This window comes from Streptomyces sp. NPDC096311 (assembly GCF_044763085.1).
In the GTDB taxonomy this organism is placed as follows: Bacteria; Actinomycetota; Actinomycetes; order Streptomycetales; family Streptomycetaceae; genus Streptomyces.
In genome coordinates this window covers 1-19,117 of record NZ_JBIWFN010000025.1, presented here as the reverse complement: position 1 = coordinate 19,117, position 19,117 = coordinate 1, and the positions used below count along the sequence as shown (strand labels likewise).

At 71.1% G+C, this 19,117-nt stretch carries 19 protein-coding genes; 13 read left to right on the top strand and 6 right to left on the bottom strand.

Annotated elements, in window-relative coordinates:
- The first annotated feature begins 170 nt into the window (after positions 1 to 170).
- The 6 genes from ACIRA5_RS43960 to ACIRA5_RS43935 all read left to right on the top strand — a co-directional run bounded on the left by ACIRA5_RS43960 (position 171) and on the right by ACIRA5_RS43935 (position 7,817).
- Positions 171 to 2,210 (top strand): bifunctional aldolase/short-chain dehydrogenase, encoded by a 2,040-nt coding sequence (locus ACIRA5_RS43960; RefSeq protein WP_403701336.1) that lies wholly within the window; start codon positions 171 to 173, stop codon positions 2,208 to 2,210.
- The gene (locus ACIRA5_RS43955) at positions 2,207 to 3,655 is read left to right on the top strand and encodes a rhamnulokinase family protein (protein ID WP_403701333.1); all 1,449 of its coding nucleotides are present in this window, start codon (positions 2,207 to 2,209) and stop codon (positions 3,653 to 3,655) included. Before ACIRA5_RS43960 ends, ACIRA5_RS43955 begins: the two co-directional genes overlap by 4 nt.
- 95 nt (positions 3,656 to 3,750) lie before the next feature.
- Positions 3,751 to 4,506 (top strand): (Fe-S)-binding protein, encoded by a 756-nt coding sequence (locus ACIRA5_RS43950; protein WP_403701330.1) that lies wholly within the window; start codon positions 3,751 to 3,753, stop codon positions 4,504 to 4,506.
- Complete coding sequence (locus ACIRA5_RS43945) at positions 4,503 to 5,996, top strand: LutB/LldF family L-lactate oxidation iron-sulfur protein (protein WP_403701327.1); 1,494 nt, start codon at positions 4,503 to 4,505, stop codon at positions 5,994 to 5,996. Before ACIRA5_RS43950 ends, ACIRA5_RS43945 begins: the two co-directional genes overlap by 4 nt.
- Positions 5,993 to 6,640 (top strand): lactate utilization protein C, encoded by a 648-nt coding sequence (locus ACIRA5_RS43940; protein WP_403701324.1) that lies wholly within the window; start codon positions 5,993 to 5,995, stop codon positions 6,638 to 6,640. Before ACIRA5_RS43945 ends, ACIRA5_RS43940 begins: the two co-directional genes overlap by 4 nt.
- Before the next feature lie 22 nt (positions 6,641 to 6,662).
- Complete coding sequence (locus ACIRA5_RS43935; RefSeq protein WP_403701321.1) at positions 6,663 to 7,817, top strand: ABC transporter ATP-binding protein; 1,155 nt, start codon at positions 6,663 to 6,665, stop codon at positions 7,815 to 7,817.
- 104 nt (positions 7,818 to 7,921) lie between these two features.
- Here the strand turns inward: ACIRA5_RS43935 and ACIRA5_RS43930 are convergent, their stop codons facing one another.
- Together ACIRA5_RS43930 and ACIRA5_RS43925 are read right to left on the bottom strand one after the other, a co-directional pair.
- Positions 7,922 to 8,320 (bottom strand): hypothetical protein, encoded by a 399-nt coding sequence (locus ACIRA5_RS43930; RefSeq protein ID WP_403701318.1) that lies wholly within the window; start codon positions 8,318 to 8,320, stop codon positions 7,922 to 7,924.
- Positions 8,317 to 8,865 (bottom strand): hypothetical protein, encoded by a 549-nt coding sequence (locus ACIRA5_RS43925; protein WP_403701316.1) that lies wholly within the window; start codon positions 8,863 to 8,865, stop codon positions 8,317 to 8,319. Before ACIRA5_RS43925 ends, ACIRA5_RS43930 begins: the two co-directional genes overlap by 4 nt.
- 402 nt (positions 8,866 to 9,267) lie before the next feature.
- Between ACIRA5_RS43925 and ACIRA5_RS43920 the strand changes: the two genes are divergently transcribed.
- Entirely contained in the window at positions 9,268 to 10,107 is an 840-nt protein-coding gene (locus ACIRA5_RS43920; RefSeq protein WP_403701313.1) for a DUF1206 domain-containing protein, read from the top strand.
- Between the two features lie 45 nt (positions 10,108 to 10,152).
- Here ACIRA5_RS43920 and ACIRA5_RS43915 read toward each other — a convergent pair whose 3' ends face one another.
- From ACIRA5_RS43915 to ACIRA5_RS43905, 3 genes are read right to left on the bottom strand one after another with little or no spacing between them, the layout of a single operon-like run.
- Positions 10,153 to 11,088, bottom strand: coding sequence for an ABC transporter substrate-binding protein (locus tag ACIRA5_RS43915; RefSeq protein ID WP_403701309.1), 936 nt, complete (start codon positions 11,086 to 11,088; stop codon positions 10,153 to 10,155).
- Positions 11,085 to 11,756, bottom strand: coding sequence for an ABC transporter permease (locus tag ACIRA5_RS43910; protein ID WP_403701306.1), 672 nt, complete (start codon positions 11,754 to 11,756; stop codon positions 11,085 to 11,087). Before ACIRA5_RS43910 ends, ACIRA5_RS43915 begins: the two co-directional genes overlap by 4 nt.
- A complete protein-coding gene (locus ACIRA5_RS43905; RefSeq protein ID WP_403701303.1) occupies positions 11,753 to 12,433 on the bottom strand; it encodes an ABC transporter permease in 681 nt (226 codons plus the stop codon). The genes ACIRA5_RS43910 and ACIRA5_RS43905 overlap by 4 nt, the downstream gene beginning before the upstream one ends.
- A gap of 161 nt (positions 12,434 to 12,594) precedes the next feature.
- Here ACIRA5_RS43905 and ACIRA5_RS43900 point away from each other — a divergent pair, with 161 nt between their 5' ends.
- From ACIRA5_RS43900 to ACIRA5_RS43890, 3 genes are all read left to right on the top strand, one after another.
- On the top strand, positions 12,595 to 13,386 hold the full coding sequence (locus ACIRA5_RS43900; protein WP_403701300.1) for an ABC transporter ATP-binding protein: 792 nt from the start codon (positions 12,595 to 12,597) through the stop codon (positions 13,384 to 13,386).
- Positions 13,387 to 13,389: 3 nt separating this feature from the next.
- A complete protein-coding gene (locus ACIRA5_RS43895) occupies positions 13,390 to 14,700 on the top strand; it encodes an FtsX-like permease family protein (protein WP_403701297.1) in 1,311 nt (436 codons plus the stop codon).
- Between the two features lie 217 nt (positions 14,701 to 14,917).
- Complete coding sequence (locus ACIRA5_RS43890; protein WP_403701682.1) at positions 14,918 to 15,211, top strand: ANTAR domain-containing protein; 294 nt, start codon at positions 14,918 to 14,920, stop codon at positions 15,209 to 15,211.
- Positions 15,212 to 15,365: 154 nt separating this feature from the next.
- On the opposite strand, the gene ACIRA5_RS43885 is transcribed toward ACIRA5_RS43890, so the two are convergent.
- On the bottom strand, positions 15,366 to 16,160 hold the full coding sequence (locus tag ACIRA5_RS43885) for a SigB/SigF/SigG family RNA polymerase sigma factor (protein WP_403701294.1): 795 nt from the start codon (positions 16,158 to 16,160) through the stop codon (positions 15,366 to 15,368).
- Between the two features lie 674 nt (positions 16,161 to 16,834).
- Here ACIRA5_RS43885 and ACIRA5_RS43880 point away from each other — a divergent pair.
- From ACIRA5_RS43880 to ACIRA5_RS43870, 3 genes are all read left to right on the top strand, one after another.
- Positions 16,835 to 17,419: a hypothetical protein gene (locus ACIRA5_RS43880; protein ID WP_403701292.1), complete on the top strand. Its 585-nt coding sequence runs from the start codon at positions 16,835 to 16,837 to the stop codon at positions 17,417 to 17,419.
- A 90-nt stretch (positions 17,420 to 17,509) separates the two neighbouring features.
- The gene (locus tag ACIRA5_RS43875) at positions 17,510 to 18,799 is read left to right on the top strand and encodes a cytochrome P450 (protein ID WP_403701289.1); all 1,290 of its coding nucleotides are present in this window, start codon (positions 17,510 to 17,512) and stop codon (positions 18,797 to 18,799) included.
- Positions 18,796 to 18,984: a ferredoxin gene (locus ACIRA5_RS43870; RefSeq protein WP_403701287.1), complete on the top strand. Its 189-nt coding sequence runs from the start codon at positions 18,796 to 18,798 to the stop codon at positions 18,982 to 18,984. The genes ACIRA5_RS43875 and ACIRA5_RS43870 overlap by 4 nt, the downstream gene beginning before the upstream one ends.
- Positions 18,985 to 19,117: the final 133 nt, after the last annotated feature.

Below are 19,117 nucleotides of genomic sequence, written 5' to 3'. Positions count from 1 at the left end.
GCGACTGAGTCTCGTCTGCCAGGTGCGGACCGTCGCAGACCGCGGCCCGTGTGTGGCTGGTCGCGCCCACGCGGCGCAGCCGCGGAATGTCACAGCCCCGCGCCCCTTCAGGGCGCTTCGCCTCCAGGTACGTCACATCTCACCCCCTCTTTTCCCTAAGGACCAGGAACATGGCATCCCATCCCGAAGCCGCCGCTCTGCTGGCCCGGTCGCACCGGCTCGGTGCTGATCCTCGTAACACCAACTACGCGGGCGGCAACGCCTCCGCGAAGGGCACCGACACCGACCCTGTGACCGGCGGTGATGTCGAGCTGATGTGGGTGAAGGGGTCGGGTGGGGATCTCGGCACCCTGACCGAGTCGGGGCTCGCGGTGCTGCGCCTTGACCGGCTGCGGGCGATGACGGAGGTCTACCCGGGGGTGGAGCGCGAGGACGAGATGGTCGCCGCGTTCGACTACTGCCTGCACGGCAAGGGCGGCGCGGCCCCGTCCATCGACACGGCGATGCACGGGCTGGTGGACGCGGCCCATGTCGACCATCTGCACCCCGACTCCGGGATCGCGCTGGCGTGCGCGGCGGACGGCGAGAAGCTGACCGCCGAGTGTTTCGGCGACCGTGTGGTGTGGGTGCCGTGGCGCCGGCCCGGCTTCCAGCTGGGTCTGGACATCGCGGCGGTCAAGGAGGCCAACCCGCGGGCGATCGGCTGCGTCCTGGGCGGGCACGGCATCACGGCGTGGGGCGACACGGCGGAGGAGTGCGAGCGGAACTCGCTGCACATCATCCGCACCGCCGAGGCGTTCCTCGTCGAGCGTGGCAAGGCGGAGCCCTTCGGGCCCGTCGTCGAGGGGTACACGGCCCTGGCGGCGTCCCGGCGCCGGGAGCGGGCCGCGGCGCTGGCACCGTACGTCCGTGCCCTCGCCTCGCAGGACAAGCCGCAGGTCGGCCACTTCACCGACTCCGACGTCGTCCTCGACTTCCTCGCGAGCGCCGAGCACCCGCGCCTCGCCGCGCTCGGCACCTCCTGCCCCGACCACTTCCTGCGGACCAAGGTCCGGCCGCTCGTCCTCGACCTGCCGCCGACCGTGGAACTGGACGCGGCGATCGCGCGGCTGAAGGAGCTGCACGGCGAGTACCGCGAGGAGTACGCGGCCTACTACCAGCGGCACGCCGACGCGGACTCCCCCGCGATGCGCGGCGCGGACCCGGCGATCGTGCTGATCCCCGGTGTCGGCATGTTCTCCTTCGGCAAGGACAAGCAGACCGCGCGGGTGGCCGGCGAGTTCTACGTCAACGCGATCAACGTGATGCGGGGCGCCGAGGCGGTCTCGGCCTACGCGCCGATCGAGGAGTCGGAGAAGTTCCGCATCGAGTACTGGGCGCTCGAGGAGGCCAAGCTCCAGCGGATGCCGAGGCCGAAGCCGCTCGCCACCCGGGTGGCGCTGGTGACGGGGGCGGGCAGCGGGATCGGCAAGGCGATCGCCGAGCGGCTCGTCGCCGAGGGCGCGTGCGTGGTGATCGCCGATCTCGACGCGGAGAACGCCGCCGAGGTCGCCTCCTCGCTGGGCGGGTCCGACAAGGCCGTCGCCGTCACCGTCGACGTGACCTCCGAGGAACAGATCGCCGAAGCCTTCAAGGCGGCGGTGCTCGCCTTCGGCGGCGTCGACCTGGTGGTGAACAACGCCGGTATCTCCATCTCCAAGCCGCTGCTCGAGACCACCGCGAAGGACTGGGACCTCCAGCACGACATCATGGCCCGTGGCTCCTTCCTGGTGTCGAGGGAGGCGGCGCGGGTGATGATCCAGCAGAAGCTGGGCGGGGACATCGTCTACATCGCGTCCAAGAACTCGGTCTTCGCCGGTCCGAACAACATCGCCTACTCGGCCACCAAGGCCGACCAGGCGCATCAAGTACGGCTCCTTGCCGCCGAGTTGGGCGAGCACGGCATCCGGGTGAACGGCATCAACCCCGACGGGGTCGTGCGCGGCTCGGGCATCTTCGCGGGCGGCTGGGGCGCGCAGCGCGCGGCGACGTACGGCATCGAGGAGGAGAAGCTCGGCGAGTTCTACGCCCAGCGGACCATCCTCAAGCGCGAGGTGCTGCCCGAGCACGTGGCGAACGCCGTGTTCGCCCTGACGGCTGGGGATCTGACCCACACCACCGGTCTGCACGTCCCGGTCGACGCGGGTGTCGCGGCGGCCTTCCTGCGATGAGCGAGCACGTGAAGAGCTTCGCCGCGGTCGACCTCGGCGCGTCCAGCGGGCGCGTCATGGTCGGCCGCGTCGGCCCCGAGGCGCTGGAGCTGACGGAGGCGCACCGCTTCCCGAACCGGCCGGTGCGGGTCCCCGAGGGGCTGCGGTGGGACATCCTCTCGCTGTACGCGGGGGTGCTCGACGGACTGCGGGCGGCCGGGCAGGTCGACTCCGTCGGCATCGACAGCTGGGCCGTGGACTACGGGCTGCTGGACGCCGACGGCGTGTTGCTCGGCAACCCCGTTCACTACCGCGACGCCCGCACCGAGGGGGTCGCGGAGAAGGTGTGGGCCACCGTGCCCGCCGCCGAGCTGTACACGGCGACCGGGCTCCAGTACGCGCCCTTCAACACCCTGTACCAGCTCACGGCGGCCCGCTCGACGGCGCAACTCGCCTCCGCCGAGCGGCTGTTGCTCGTTCCCGACCTGCTGGCGTACTGGCTCACGGGCGAGGCGGGCACGGAGATCACCAACGCCTCGACCACCCAGCTGATCGACCCGCGCACCCGTGACTGGTCCCACGACCTCGCGGACCGGCTCGGCATCGACCTCAGGCTGTTCGCGCCGCTGCGGCAGCCGGGCGACCCGGCCGGTCTGCTGCTCCCGCGGGTCCTGGAGGAGACCGGGCTGAGGGGCCCGGTCCCGGTGACGACCGTCGGCTCGCACGACACCGCGTCCGCGGTCGCCGCCGTCCCGGCGGCGGGCGAGCGGTTCGCGTACATCTGCACCGGCACCTGGTCCCTCGCGGGCCTGGAGCTGGAGCGGCCGGTCCTCACCGAGGCGAGCCGCACGGCCAACTTCACCAATGAACTGGGCCTGGACGGCACGGTCCGCTATCTGCGGAACATCATGGGTCTGTGGCTGCTCCAGGAGTGTGTACGGGAATGGGGGCAGCCCGATCTGGGTGAGCTGCTGCGGGCCGCCGCGGGGGCGCCCGCGCTGCGGTCGGTGGTGGACGCGGGCGACGCCGCCTTCCTGGCCCCCGGCCGGATGCCGGACCGGATCACCGACGCCTGCCGGGAGTCGGGACAGCCCGTGCCCGAGTCGCGCGCCGAGATCACCCGCTGCATCCTCGACTCCCTCGCGCTCGCCCATCGCAGAGCGATCCGTGAGGCCGAGGCTCTCGCCGACCACCCGGTCGACGTCGTCCACATCGTCGGCGGCGGCACCCGCAACGAACTCCTGTGCCAACTGACGGCCGACGCCTGCGGACTGCCGGTCGTGGCCGGCCCGGCGGAGGCCGCCGCGCTCGGCAACGTCCTCGTCCAGGCCCGCGCACACGGTCTGGTCGGCGACCGTACGTCGATGCGACGACTCCTCGCCCGTACGCAGCCGTTGCGGCGGTACGAGCCCCGGGGCGACGGGGCGGCCTGGCGCGTCGCGGAGGCCCGGCTCACCCGTCCGTGAACGGCGACTCGCCCGTGTCCGTGAGCGGGGGCTCCCCTGCCGCTCGTCCTCCGCGTACCCTGCACTCATCCGATGATCGATCCCAAGGAGCCGCGATGCGTGTCGCCCTGTTCCTGACCTGTGTCAACGACACGCTCTATCCGGACACCGGCCGCGCTGTGGTGAAACTGCTGACCAGGCTGGGCGTCGAGGTCGACTTCCCGATGGCGCAGACCTGCTGCGGGCAGGCCCACTACAACACCGGGTACCGGCATGAGGCCGAGCCACTGGCCCGGCATTTCTCCGATGTCTTCGGTGAGTACGAGGCAATCGTGACGCCCTCCGGGTCGTGCGGCGCGATGGTGCGGGAGCTGTATCCGCGGATGGGGGAGCGGGCGCGGGCGGAGGGCCGCGGGGACACCCTCGCGGCCACCCTCGCCCCGGTCGTGCCGAAGACGTACGAGCTCACCGAGTTCCTGGTGGATGTGCTCGGCGTGACGGACGTCGGCGCGTACTACCCGCACACCGTCACCTACCACCCCACCTGTCACGGGCTGCGCAGTCTCGGGCTGGGCGACCGGCCGCGCCGGCTCCTCCAGGCCGTCAAGGGGCTCGAACTGCGCGAGTTGCCGGGCGCGGACGAGTGCTGCGGCTTCGGCGGCACGTTCGCCGTCAAGAACGCCGACGTCTCCGCCGCGATGGGCGCCGACAAGGCGCACCACGCCGAGTCGACGGGAGCGGAGGTGCTGTGCGCCGCCGACAACTCCTGCCTGATGCACATCGGCGGCACGATGGCCCGGCTGGAGACGCGGATGCGGTCCGTGCACATCGCGGAGATCCTGGCCAGTACGGAAGAGGAGCCGAGCGCATGAGTGGCACCTTCGTCGGCATGCCCGCGTTTCCCGAGGCGGCGCACGAGGCGGTCAACAACCCGACCCTGCGCGGTAATCTGCGCCACGCCACCCACACGATCCGCGCCAAGCGGGCGGTCGCCGTCGCGGAACTCGACGACTGGGCCGCGCTGCGCGAAGCCGGCAAGCAGATCAAGGACCAAACGCTCCGTCATCTCGACCGCTACCTCGTGCAGTTGGAGGAGTCGGTCACCGCGGCCGGGGGGATCGTGCACTGGGCCGCCGACGCCGACGAGGCCAACCGGATCGTCACCGACCTGGTGAAGATGACCGGGGAGAGCGAGGTCGTCAAGGTCAAGTCGATGGCCACGCAGGAGATCGGCCTCAACGAAGCCCTGGAAGCCGAGGGCATCCACGCCTACGAGACCGATCTCGCCGAGCTCATCGTGCAGTTGGGCAAGGACCGGCCCTCCCACATCCTCGTCCCTGCCATCCACCGCAACCGCGGCGAGATCCGCGACATCTTCGCGCGCGAGATGGGCGAGTGGGGCCGCCCGGCCCCCGAGGGCCTCACCGACACGCCCGCCGAACTGGCCGAGGCCGCCCGACTGCACCTGCGCGAGAAGTTCCTGCGCGCCAAGGTCGGCATCTCCGGCGCCAACTTCATGGTCGCCGAGACCGGCACCCTGTTGGTCGTGGAGTCCGAGGGCAACGGCCGGATGTGCCTGACCCTGCCCGAGACGCTGATCTCGGTCGTCGGCATCGAGAAGATCGTGCCGACCTGGCGGGACCTGGAGGTCTTCCTCCAGACCCTCCCCCGCTCCTCGACCGCGGAGCGCATGAACCCGTACACCTCGATGTGGACGGGCACGAGGGACGGCGGAGCCGGGGCAGGGGACGGCCCCCAGACCTTCCACCTCGTCCTCATCGACAACGGCCGCACCGACACGCTCGCCGACGAGGTCGGCCGCCAGGCCCTGCGCTGCATCCGCTGCTCGGCGTGTCTCAACGTCTGCCCGGTGTACGAGCGCGCGGGCGGCCACGCCTACGGCTCGGTATACCCCGGCCCGATCGGCGCGATCCTCAGCCCCCAGCTCCGGGGCACCGCGAGCGAGATCGACGCCTCGCTCCCGTACGCCTCCTCACTCTGCGGCGCCTGCTACGAGGTCTGCCCGGTCGCCATCGACATCCCGGAGGTCCTCGTCCACCTGCGCGAACGGATCGCCGAGGGCGGTCAGGTGACGCGGGAGGGCAACAAGGTCGTGCTCAAGCCCGCCAAGGGGCACGCCGCCGAGCGAGCGGCGATGCGGGCGGCACGCTGGGCGTTCAGCCACCCCGGCGCGCTGCGCACCGGCCAGCGGCTCGCCTCCCGGACGCGCCGCTTCCATCCACGCTCGCTGCCCGGTCCGGGCAAGGCGTGGAGCGGCACCCGGGATCTCCCGGCAGTGCCCGCGGAGCCGTTCCGTGACTGGTGGCAGCGTACGCACGGCGGAAAGGACACGGACAAGTGAGCAGCAGGGATCTGATCCTGGGGCGGGTGCGGCGCGCGCTCGCCGACGTACCACGCGACGACACGCCGTACGAGCAGGCCGTCGAGCGGGGGTACCTGCGCGAGCACGGGGGGCGGAGCGTCGAGCAGACGGTGGATCTGCTGGCGGAGAACCTGGCGGACTACCGGGCACTGGTGCATCGCTGCGCGGCCGACGAGCTGGCCCCCACCCTCGCCGGGCTGCTCGCCGGACACGGTTCGGCGTCGGTGGTCCTCCCGGCCGGCCTGGACGCGCGGTGGCTGGCGGCGTCGGACGTGACGCGCGTCCCGGACCGGGCCGAGGACACCTCGGGCGAGCTGGACCGCGTCGACAGCGTCGTGACCGCGTGCGCGCTCGCGATCGCCGAGACCGGAACCCTCGTCCTGGACGGCGGCCCGGACCAGGGACGCCGTCGCATCACACTGGTCCCCGATCACCACATCTGCGTCGTCCGCGTCCCCGACCAGGTCGTCTCCTCCGTACCCCAGGCCCTGGAGCGCCTCGATCCGACCCGCCCGCTGACCTGGATCTCCGGCCCGTCGGCGACCAGCGACATCGAGCTCGACCGGGTCGAGGGGGTGCACGGTCCGCGCACCCTGGAAGTGGTGCTGGTGAGCGGGGAGTGACCTGCGCGGTTAGCGTGAGGGGATGATCCGGTTCGAACAGGTCACCAAGCGCTATCCGGACGGCACGACGGCCGTGGACGGCCTCTCGTTCGAGGTCGTGGAGGGCGAACTGGTCACGCTCGTCGGCCCGTCGGGCTGCGGCAAGACGACGACCATGATGATGGTGAACCGCCTGATCGAACCCACCTCGGGCCGGATCTTCGTGAACGGCCAGGACGTCGCCACGGTCGACCCGGTGCGGCTGCGGAGGCGCATCGGGTACGTCATCCAGCAGGTGGGCCTGTTCCCGCACCGGACGATCCTCGACAACACGGCGACCGTGCCGACACTCATCGGCTGGAAGAAGGCAAGGGCGCGGACGCGCGCCGCGGAGCTGCTCGATCTGGTGGGCCTGGACCCGAAGACGTACGGCTCGCGCTATCCGGAACAGCTGTCGGGCGGCCAGCGCCAGCGGGTCGGGGTGGCCCGGGCGCTCGCCGCCGATCCACCCGTACTGCTGATGGACGAGCCCTTCGGGGCCGTCGACCCGGTGATCCGGGAACAGTTGCAGGACGAGTTCCTGCGCATGCAGGAGGCCGTGCGCAAGACCGTGCTGCTGGTCACGCACGACATCGAGGAGGCGGTACGGCTCGGCGACCGCATCGCGGTGTACGGGCAGGGCCGCATCGAGCAGTTCGACACGCCGGGGGCCGTGCTGGGCACCCCGGCCACCCCCTACGTCGCCGAGTTCGTCGGCGCCGACCGCGGGCTGAAGCGGCTGTCGGTCACCGACATCGAGCCCGACGACCTGGAACAGCCGCCCGTCGCCCGCCTGGACGAGCCCGCCGAGGCGGCGGTCGCCCGCTTGCACGCGCTGGGCGCGCGCTGGGCGGTCGTCCTGGATACGGAGGACGATCTGCACGGGTGGGTGGGCGTCGACGAGTTGGCTGCGGGTGGGTCCGTCGGCGACCGCGCCCACCGGATGAACTCATGGGTCCCGGTGGGCGCCCCGCTGAAGCAGGCCTTCGGTGTGATGCTCCAGCACGACGCGGGCTGGGTCGCGGTACTGGACGGGACCCACTTCCTCGGCGTACTCACCCCGGCGAAACTGCACGAAGCGCTACGGCGGTCGGTGGACGCGGATGCGCGGGGGGTGCGGCGGGGGCAGGTGTCATTCGACTCGATCTCCGATGCGTGAGCGCTCCGCTGGGTGGGGCGGGGATGCGGGGTGTTCTGCGCTGCGGGTTCGATGTGGCTGGGCGCGCGGTTCCCCGCGCCCCTTGGGGGCGCCCCCGGCACGGCTCAGGGCAGGGCGTTCTGCAGGTCGAGGAGCACGGTGTGTGCCAGCTCGGCCGCTCCGGTGCCGGCGCCCGCGGCAGCCCCCGTGGCCGCACCGGCCGCCACCGATGCGAGTACGGCCCTGATCCGGCCCAGCAGACCGCGCAGGCGTCCCCCGTCCGGCTGGGACCGGGCGGCCTCCGCCAGGGCGGCCTCGGCGTCCTGGCGCACGGCGGTCTCGTCCTCGGCGGCCAGGCCGAGCGTCTCCAGCGCCGCGAGCACGGACCGTACGGCCTCGGCGAGCCGGGCGCTCGTCCCCTCGTCGGCCGTCACGTACTGATGCTGGGTCACGTGGTGACCGCCGATCGCGATCTGGCTGCCGTGAATGGGCCCGTGGAACTGGGCACCGCCCGAACTCGTCAACGCACGCCTCCTGAACCGGAGTTCTCTTCCGTCGCGCTACTGAAGACAGCCTCCAGACGAGCCGACAGGGCCGCCAGTCGGGCGGTGAGTGGGGCGCCGCCGAGCTGCCGAGCCAGGCAGGCGAGGATCTGCTCGACAGCCCTGCGGACACGTTCCTCGTTGATCGGGGGGCGGGCCAGCTCCACCTTGATCACCGCTGCGGCCTGCCGGATGACGTACTGCGAGTAGAGGTCGAGCCCCAGTCGATCGACCTCGACCCGCAGCGTTTCCACCACCTGTACGGGGTCGGCACGCCGGGCCGGCTGGAAGTGCGCCCGGTATGACTGCTCGGGCCGTACGTCGGTCCGATTCTGGGTCACATTCCCTTGGGAGTTGATCGCCACCTGGCTGTCGGTGATCGGGCCGAAGACATAGACCAACGGAGTCGTCGGCTCGTCGGGACGCAGGGGGCTGATCTGCTCGGGACTCGGCTCACGGGCCAGGCGCAGCAACCTGTCGTAGTCGGCGTAGTCGATGAGCGGGAGCACGTCCGAGTCGTCTCGCACGCGCCGAACCTCCTGTACCCGGCTGGTCGGTTGCCTCCGCGGCAGCTCAGCTTCCTGTACCCGGCTGGTCGGTTGCCTCGGCGGCGACTCAACCTCCTGTACCCGGCTGGTCGACTGCCTCGGCGGCGACTCAACCTCCCGCCCCCGGCTGGTCGACTGCCTCCCTTCCGGCTCAGTCCTGGTGGTGGGCCGGGACGTGGTCTCGGCCTGAACCGCCTTGCTCTGAGTCCGGAATCCCGAACTGCCCATGTGAACCCCCCCGGTGGCACAGCATCCCTCTCAAGCGTAGCGAGCCAAGGGCCGGCAGGAAGGCCTCATCCAGCATCGGAATACCGCAATCTGACCACTCCCGCACACGTGTGTCTCTCCGATGCGAGGGCACCCGTTCCGCGGGAAGTCCACATGAACGCAAGCGCGACGGCACGGACCGGACGCGCCGAGGCGCGGCGCGCGGCGAGAGGCTCAGGGATGGAGTACGCCGCCCGGGCGGGTCTGACGGCGCGGGGCGTGATCTATCTGCTGATCGGTGTGCTGGCGCTGCGGATCGCCTTCGGGGACGGGAAGAAGCAGGCGGACCGCGACGGCGCCGTCGCGGAGATCGCGCGGCAGCCCTTCGGCGCGGTGCTGCTGTGGGCGCTGGCTGTCGGCCTCGTCGGCATGGCGTTGTGGCGGCTGTCCGAGGCGTGTTTCGGATCCGCCGGCCCGGACGGCCGGGCGGCGAAGAAGCGACTGCTGTCGGCCGTGCGCTTCGTGTTCTACGCGTTCGTCGCCTGCTCGGTGCTGTCGTTCGCGGCGGGCTCGGGCAGTGGCGGGAAGGGTTCGAGCGACCAGCAGTCGCGGGATGTGACGGCCAAGGTGCTGGATCTGCCGACGGGGCAGTGGATCGTCGGAGCCGCCGGAGCCGGCATCGTCGTGGCGGGTCTGCTGATCGGCGGGCGGGCCGTGTTGCGCAAGTACCACAAGAAGCTGAAGCTCGGTCAGATGTCGGCGCGCACGCGGCGGCTGGTCGATGTGACCGGCGTGGGCGGTGGCGCGGCGCGCGGGCTGGTGTTCGCCGCGGCGGGGTGCTTCGCCGTGCGCGCGGCGGTCGACTACGAACCCGACCGGGCGAAGGGGCTGGACGACACGATCCGCTCGTTCGCCCACACCCCGGTGGGACCGTGGCTGCTGGTGTGCGTCGCCGCCGGACTCGTGCTGTTCGGTCTGTTCTCCTTCGCGATGGCGCGCTGGCGCCGGGTCTGAGGGCGTGTCAGTGCGTCCGAGGACGTCTGAGGGCGTCTGAGGGCGTCACTTCAGCAGACCCTTGTCCTTCAGATAGGTCCGCGCCACGTCCTCGGGCAGCCGTCGCCAGCTGTCCACCTGCTGGTTCATCGCTGCCAGGTCCGCGGTGGTGAGTACGTCGTTGAGCTTGCCGAGTGCCTTGGTGACGCCCTCGCTGCCGGCGCGCGAGCGGTTGACGACGGGCACGATGTAGTCGGCGTTCTGCAGATGTTTGTCGTCGGCGAGGAGGACGAGACCGAACTCGTCGAGCGTCGCGTCCGTCGTCGTGGTCAGGACCATCTGGTCCTGACCACTCTGCACCGCCCGCTTCGCCTGGGTGGTGCCCACGCCCTTCGGGTCGACGCCGGTGATGTCGATGCCGTACGTCTTCTTCAACCCCGGCTCGCAGTAGGGCCGTTGGACGCACTCGTCGCCCGCCGCGAGCCGTACCGGAAGACGGGACGCGCCGAGGTCGCTGAGAGTCCTCAGGTGATGCTGCCCGGCGTACGCCGCCGTCACCGCGAAGGCGTTCTGGTCGACGGCCCTGCCGGGGTCGAGGACGGTGAGGCCGCGCGGTGTGGCGAGCGACCGGAGCGCCTTCATCGTGCTGTCGAGATCGGGTGAGCCGACGGGCGGCGCGTCCGGTCCGTGGGTCTTGGCGTTCAGCCAGTCCGCGAAGGTGGCGGCGTACTCCGCCACGACGTCGATCTGACCGGATTCCAGGGCGGGTTCGTAGAGTTCGCGGTTGGCGACCGTCAGCATGGAGGTCTTGTATCCGGCCTGGTCGAGCAGCAGCGCGTACATCTGGGCCAGCAGGTCGCTCTCGGTGAACCCGGCCGAGCCGATGGTCAGGTGCTTGCTGTCGCCGGGCGGCGCGGTGACCGCGCCGCGGTTCTCCAGGGACGGCCCGGTGCCGCAGCCGGTCAGCAGGACCAGGCTCAACAGGGCGCCGCCTCGCCTCATCGGATGCCCCTCGCCCAGCGCGGTGCCAGCCGTTCGGCGATCTCGAAGATGCCCTCGACGATCAGGGCGAACACGGCGACGAGGATCGCGCCGGCGACGACCTGCGGGGTACTCGCCAGGTTGAAGCCCGCGGTGATGATCCGGCCGAGTCCGCCGCCACCCGCGAGCGCGGCGATCGTGGCGGTCGCGACGAGTTGGACCGCGGCGATCCGTACGCCGTTCATGACCATCGGGAGCGAAAGGGGCAACTCTACGTGAAACAGCATCTGTCGACCGGTCATCCCCAGGCCCCGCGCCGAGCGCACCACGCTCCGGTCGACCTCGCGCATCCCGACGTAGGCGTTGGTGAGCAGCGGTGGCACGGCGAAGAGGACCAGCGCGACGACGGTCGGGCCCTCGCCCCACTTGCCGAGCGGGGTGAGCAGCAGCAGGACCAGTACGGCGAAGGTGGGGACGGCGCGGCCGATGTTGGAGATGTTGACCGCGAGCGCGCCGCCCTTGCCGAGGTGGCCCAGGACGAGGGCGACGGGCAGCGCGATGAGGCAACTGATGACGAGGCAGACGACGGTCAGGACGAGGTGCTGGGCGAGACGGTGCCAGACGCCGTCGTCCCCGGACCAGTGCGCGGGGTCGCTGAGCCAGTCCCAGGCCCCGGTCAGGGCGTTCATCCGCGGGCCGCCCGGGTCCAGGGGGTGATGAGCCGCTGCACCGCGAGCAGGAGGAGGTCCGCGGCGACGGCGATGACGACGCAGAGTACGGACGCGGTGAGGACCTGCGCCTTGAAGTAGGTGTTCATGCCCGCGTAGATGAGATTGCCCAGTCCCCCGAAGCCGACGATCGCGCCCACCGTCACCAGTGAGACCGCCGAGACGGTGGCGATGCGCAGTCCGGCCATCGAGGCGGGCACGGCGAGCGGCAGTTCCACGGTGAGCAGGAGGCGGATGGGCCCGTATCCCATGCCGCGGGCGGCCTGCCGGGTCTCCTCGGGGACGGCGTGCAGGCCCGCGAGGATGTTGCGGACGAGAAGGGTCAGCGAGTAGAGGACGAGTCCGGAGACCACCAGCGTGGCCGACAGCCCGTACACGGGGAGGAGCAGCGAGAACATCGCGAGGGACGGGATGGTGTAGAGGATCGTGGTCACCGCGAGGACGGGTCCGGCCGCCCAGCCCCAGCGGCGGGCGAGGACGGCCAGCGGCACCGCGATGACGAGTCCGACGAGCACGGAGACCGCCGTGAGCTGGAGGTGCTGGACGACCGCGTCCAGGAGGATCTGGCGACGCGTGCTCAGATACTCACCGCAGATCCACTCGTTGCGGGCGAGACAGTCGTCCGGGGGCGCGGTCACGCGTCCATTCCATCGGGGGCGGGCGGGAGTCGGCGCGTTCTGGTGACCCGTACGGGGTGTCGCTGAGTACACCCCGCGATACGGGTTCTGCGCCCCATGTGGGTCGGGCGTTCGCTCCGTAGCGTCGTGAGCGAGGCACAGGGCGTGCCGGACGGAGAGTGATGACGATGTTTCGCCGCACCTCACGACGTACGAATGAATCGGAACCCGCCCGGGAGGCGCTGCGGCTGGTCAAGGTCGGCAAGACCTACGGCGCCGGGGAGAGCGCCGTGACCGCGCTGGACGGGGTGAACCTCGGCCTGGCGCGCGGCAGCTTCACCGCGGTCATGGGGCCCTCGGGGTCGGGCAAGTCCACGCTGCTGCGGTGCGCGGCGGGGCTGGAGCGGCCCGACAGCGGCATCGTGCGGGTCGACGGTGCGCAGATGACGGGCGGCGGGGAGGCCGAGCTGACGAGGTTCCGGCGCGACCGGATCGGGTTCGTCTTCCAGCAGTACAACCTGCTGCCGACGCTGACCGTCGCCCAGAACACGATCCTGCCGCTGAAGCTCGCCCGGCGGCGCGTCGACCGGGCCAGGGTGCGGGAGGTCCTGACGGCGGTCGGCCTGGGCGACCGGCTCGGCAGCCTGCCCGACCAGCTCTCCGGCGGGCAGCAGCAGCGGGTGGCGATCGCCCGGGCGCTGGTCGCCGAGCCTCGGGTGATCTTCGCGGACGAGCCGACCGGCGCCCTCGACAGCCGCGGCGCACGGGATGTGCTGCGGCTGCTTCAGGAGGCGGTGCGGGTGCACGGCACGACGGTCGTCATGGTGACGCACGACCCCCTCGCCGCCTCGTACGCCGACGCGGTCGTGTTCCTCGCGGACGGACGGATGGCCGGCCGACTGCCCGCGCCGACGGCGGACGCCGTGGCCGAGCGTCTGGCGCACCTCGGCGACGACACGAGGGTGGGGGTGTGAGCCGTGTTCGCTCTGGCCCTGCGTTCCCTCCGGCAGCGCCCCGGGCGCGCCACGGCGACCCTGCTGTCCGCCTTCCTCGGCGCGGCGGTCGTCATGACCTTCAACTCCCTGCACGACACGGCCGCGCGGCCGGGCGTGGACTCCGTGAGCGCGGAGTCGCTGTCCACCGCGGCGGGCGTCGTCGGCGGCTACGGCACCCTGCTGGTGTTCTTCGCGATCGCCTCGACCCTGACGGTGAACGTCCGTCAGCGCGGCGCCGAGATGGAGCTGCTCAGGTGCTCCGGGGCGACTCCCGCGCAGATCAGGTGGATGGTCGTGGGTGAGGCGGTGGCGATCGCCCTGGTGGGCGCGGTACTGGCGATCGGTCCGGCGATGCTCGGCGGACGCGCCCTGCTGGGCGTCTTCCAGGACAGCGGTCAGGTCGCCCGGTCCGTCGACTACTCCTTCGGCCCCGTCGCCCTCGGGTCGGGCATCGGCATCACGGTGCCGGCCGCGGCGGGCGCGGCGTTCCTCGCGGTGCGGCGGGTGACGCTCCGCCGTCGCCCCCGGGGCCGGGCACGGACGTTCCTCGCGTACGCGGCTCTGCTCGCCGGTGGTGCGGCGGTCTGTTCCACCTTCGCGTTCTCGGCCGAGGACGCCGCGCTGATGGCGCCTCCCGCCTACGGGGCGATCCTGCTGTCCGTGGGGTGCGCGCTGGTGGCGCCGCGACTGCTGGAGGGCCTGCTCGACCGGCTGCCGCTGGCGGGCCCGAGCGGGTATCTGGCCGTACGGAACCTGCGTCGGCGTGCCGCGGAGATGTCCGGTGTCCTGATGCCGCTGATCCTCTTCACCTGCATGGCGTCGGCGACGCTGACCATGCAGGCGGTCGAGAGCGACGCGCTCAGGGCCTCCGGTGCTCCGAAGTCGGTCGGCGCGAAGAACCTCGAGACGCTCAACCTCACGGTCGTCGGCGTCATCGTGGTCTTCTGCTGCGTCATGCTGATCAACTCCCTGTACGCGGCGACGACTTACCGCGGCCGGGAGTTCGGGCAGCAGCGGCTGGTGGGTGCGACACCGGGGCAGGTGCTCGGGGTGGTCGGCGCCGAGGGTCTGATCCTGACGGTGACGGGCGTCTTCTTCGGCACCCTGGCCGGGCTCGCCGGGGTCCTCGCGTTCAGCGCCGTCCGCACGGACTCCCCGTGGCCGGGCCAGGGACCTGGTATCTGGCTCGCCGTCGTCGCGGTCGCGGCGGCGGTGACCCTGGGGACCGTCCTGTTCACGGCCCGCCGCACCCTGCGGACGCCGGCCGTGGCGGCGGTGACCCTGGTCGCGTGAACGGGCGGCGGACTGTGGGCAGGGGGCGCGATATGTGGGCAAGGGACGCACTGGCACCTGACCGGCCGAGTGGCCACGATGGACTCCAAGGACGACGGTTTCCGCCGTCAGGATCCAGGCCACGGAGGGGACGATGACGTCAGACGCCCGTTCGGGAGGCGCCGAACCGTGCGACGCGCCGCCGGAGTCGGCTTCCCCTTCCGACACGGCGGACCGGATGGTCGAGCTGCGGGAAGAGGTCGACCAGCTGAAGGCGGGCGTCACCTCGCACGCCACGGTGGACCAGGCCATCGGCATGATGGTCGCCCTGGGCCGGGTGTCGCCCGACCAGGGCTGGGCCGTGCTCCGGGAAGTCTCGCAGCGCACGAACGTCAAGCTGCGCACTGTCGCGGAAATGATTCTCGCCTGGGGGCGGCGGGGAGATCTGCCGCCCGATATTCGCGCGGCCCTGGAGGACACGCTCGACAAGTACGGGCCCACGCAGATCCCCGACAGTCATCCCGCCCCGTAGGCGCGGAATTTGTTTGGATCTGATCCACCCAGGTAGTTCAGAAAGAGGTGGCCCGCTGGCCAACCGCTCCCGGGAGGGTTCGGCAGTGAGCTCGCCTCCGACCGCCCGGACGGGACAACCCCCCGGGCGGCCGGGTGTGCCCACCGCCCGTGGGCTAGGCCGCATCGGCGAGCACCTGTTCGCGCAGGGTGGCGCAGCAGTCGCTGAGGAGGCGCGAGACGTGCATCTGTGAGATGCCGAGCTGGTCGGCGATGCAGCTCTGCGTCATGCCCTGGAAGAAGCGCAGGTAGAGGATGGCCCGTTCGCGCTCGGGGAGTTCGTGCAGGGCCGGTTTCACCGACTCGCGATCGATGACCAGGTCGAATCCGGTGTCGCGCGCGCCCAGTGCGTCGTTGAGCGCGTAGCCGTCGTCCCCGCCGGGCAGTTCGGCGTCCAGGGAGAGGGCGGAGAAGCTGTCCAGGGCCTCCAGACCGGTACGTACCTCGTCCTCGCTCAGGTGCGCGTACGCGGCGATCTCGGCGATGGTGGGCCGTTGGCCCTGCATCGTCTGCGAGAGGTCCTTGAGGGCCACGCGCACCCTGTTGCGCACGTCCTGGACGCGGCGCGGGACGTGCAGGGTCCACATGTGGTCGCGGAAGTGGCGCTTGATCTCGCCGGTGATGGTCGGGACGGCGTAGCTCTCGAAGGCGTTGCCGAGCTCGGGGTCGTAGCGGTCGACGGCCTTGACCAGGCCGAGCGCGGCCACCTGGTTGAGGTCCTCGACCCACTCGCCCTTGCCCCGGTAGCGGCCGGCGACACGCTCCGACATGGGCAGCCAGGACCGGATGATCTCCTCGCGCAGCATCTGTCGCTCGGGCCCGGCCGGCAGTTCGGCGAGGCGGACGAAGGCCGCGGAGGTGTCCGGGGCGTCGTCATGGGGGTGTCTTCTGGTGCCGGACCTCATGCGCATAGTGCTCACAACTCCCTCAGGGGTTGCCGACGGGGCAGTCCCCATGGGAGGGCACGCACAAAAAGCCGGACGGGAGACATCCGGCGATCTGGCGGACCAGCTCCCACGGACGTGCCTCCTGTCCGAAGCACTGCTAGGACAATTCCCTCATATCGGTCACCCAAACAAGCGCGAAACAATCCCGGAGAATCATCCAAGGGGAGTGACGCCGGGCGAGAGGACGATTCTGGAGCGTCACACGTCGCCCGCGAATCCATGTCCGTCCGCCGCGAATTCACCGCACGATCTCCGTGCGATTTCCATGCCCTCCGCACCACCGCCGAGCAATTCACCGCGCAATGCGTCGCGCGAACGCGCGTACGAGTCGCGTCGCGCGAACCCGTCACCGCGACATCGCGACCCCGGTGGCCGCCCCGAACGTCCGTCGCGCCGACGTCGACGGCCCTGCGAGACGGAGCTCAGGACGGACGCGCCGGAACAGCGGCGCGTGATGCCGGCATGCCCCATGCGGATGACCGGCCCGCCCCGCACGTGACCCCGGATTCACCCCGTCCCCCGCCGACCGTTGACGGGGCAGCCACACCGTGAAAATCTGATGCTCAATGAAGAGAATGCAGTTCTCGTCCGCTCGGCCGTAACTGTTCAGGCAACGCCCGTATCGGAGGACTGACGCGATGGCCCTTTATCCGGAGCCGGCCGGGGGCAGCTGGACCGAGCACTCCCCGGACCTGGGAACGGGAGTGGTGTCCTACGAGGACTGCGTGTCACCCGAGTTCTACGAAGTCGAGCGCGAGGCGGTCTTCAAGCGGGCCTGGCTGAACGACGGCCGGGTCGAGGAACTGCCGCGCAAAGGGAGTTGCTTCACGAAGGAGATCGAGGTCGCCGACACCTCGATCATCGTCGTGCGCGTGTCGGCGCCCCCGGTGTCCGACACCCTCCTGCCGGAGGCGTTCGCGGAGCTGGAATCCTTCGCCGCGACCTGGTGCCTGGCCATCGAGCCCGAGCGCTACGAGCGCCGCCTGGCGAGCGACATGACCGAACTTCAGGTGCTCTACGACGCCGGGTTCCCCCGCATCGAGGAAGCGCTCGCGCACTGCGACACGTTCCCGCTCGACGCGCTCCCCGGCCAGGCACGCCGTCTCCTCGAACTGGTGCATTCGATCATCATGGTGTCGATGTGCGTCGAAACCTGGCACCAGCCCAGGGTCGTCGACGGCGCCAACGCCGAGATCCACCGCGTCGCCGAGCCGCTGCCCTGACCCGGCCCGGCGACCGCCCGAGCCCAGCCGACCCACCACTCACGACCACCGGGATCCACACGCCCGGTGCCGAAGGGAGCGTTGCACACGGTGAACGACTTCGAGGCGATGAACTTCTTCCGGGACGAGGGGCTCGTCGCGGACCCCTACCCGTACTTCGAGGCGATGCGCGGGAAGTGTCCCGTACAGCGCGAGAGCCACCACGACGTGGTGATGGTGACGGGGTACGACGAAGCGGTTCACGTGTTCAACGACAGCGAGACGTTCTCGTCGTGCCTCTCGGTGACGGGCCCCTTCCCGGGGTTCCCGGTCCCGCTCGAGGGGGACGACGTGAGCGAACTCATCGAGCTGCACCGCGCCGAACTCCCCTTCAGCGACCAGCTTCCGACCCTCGACCCGCCGACGCACACGGACCACCGCGCGCTGCTGATGCGGCTGATCACACCGCGACGCCTCAAGGAGAACGAGGCGGCGATGTGGCAGCTGGCCGACCGTCGCCTTGACACGTTCCTCGCCCCGGGCGAGGGCGACTTCATCAGCGGGTTCGCGGGCCCGTTCACCCTGCAGGTCATCACCGACCTGCTCGGCGTGCCCGAAGAGGACCGCGAGGAGTTCGTCAGAGGGCTGGAGCACCGGCCGCAGGCGGACGGCGGTGTGGGCAGCACGGAACGGGAGATGGAGCACACGCCACTGGAATACCTGTACGAGCGGTTCGCGTCCTATGTCGAGGAGCGGCGCCGCGAGCCGCGCGACGACGTGCTCTCCGGTCTGGCCTCGGCGACGTTCCCGGACGGCTCGACGCCCGACGTCGCCGATGTGGCCCGGGTGGCGACCAATCTCTTCGCGGCGGGCCAGGAGACCACGGTCCGGCTGCTCAGCTCCGCCCTCAAGCTGCTCGTCGAGCGCCCCGAGCTGCAGCGGCGACTGCGCGAGGAGCGCGCCCTCATCCCCAACTTCATCGAAGAGGCGCTGCGGATGGAGAGCCCGATCAAGGGCGACTTCCGGCTGTCCAGGGTGCCGACCACGGTGGGCGGTGTCGGCATACCGGCCGGCACCACGGTGATGGTCCTGAACGGGGCCGCGAACCGCGACCCCCGCCACTTCGAGGAGCCGGACACCTTCGACCCCTCCCGCGCCAACGCCCGCCACCACATCGCGTTCGGACGGGGCATCCACACCTGCCCCGGTGCGCCGCTGGCCCGCGCCGAGGGCCGGGTGGCCATCGAGCGGCTCCTCGACCGCACGGCCGACATCAGGCTCTCCGAGCGCGTGCACGGACCTGAGGGCGCGCGCCGCTACCACTACATCCCGACGTACATCCTGCGCGGTCTGACCAACCTGAACGTCGAGTTCACCCTCGCCGAGGAGCCGGCGCGGTGAAGGCGAAGGTCGACGAGGACCGCTGTCGGGGACACGGGGTCTGCTGGTCGCTCTGCCCCGAGGTGTTCGACCTGACCGACGACGGCTACGCGGTGGTGCTCACACCGGAGGTACCGCCCGAGTTCGAGGACACCGTGCGTACGGCGATGGGCAGTTGCCCCGAGCGCGCCATCACGCTGGACTGACGGTCGCGGGGGGGGCGCCCCCCCCCGGCCCCCCCCCCCCACCCCCCGGCCCCCCCCGCCCCCCCGGCCCCCCCCCCCCCGCGGGCAACCAGCCGCGCCCGGGGGCCCCGGCGCCGCCCCGCGGAGAGCCCCC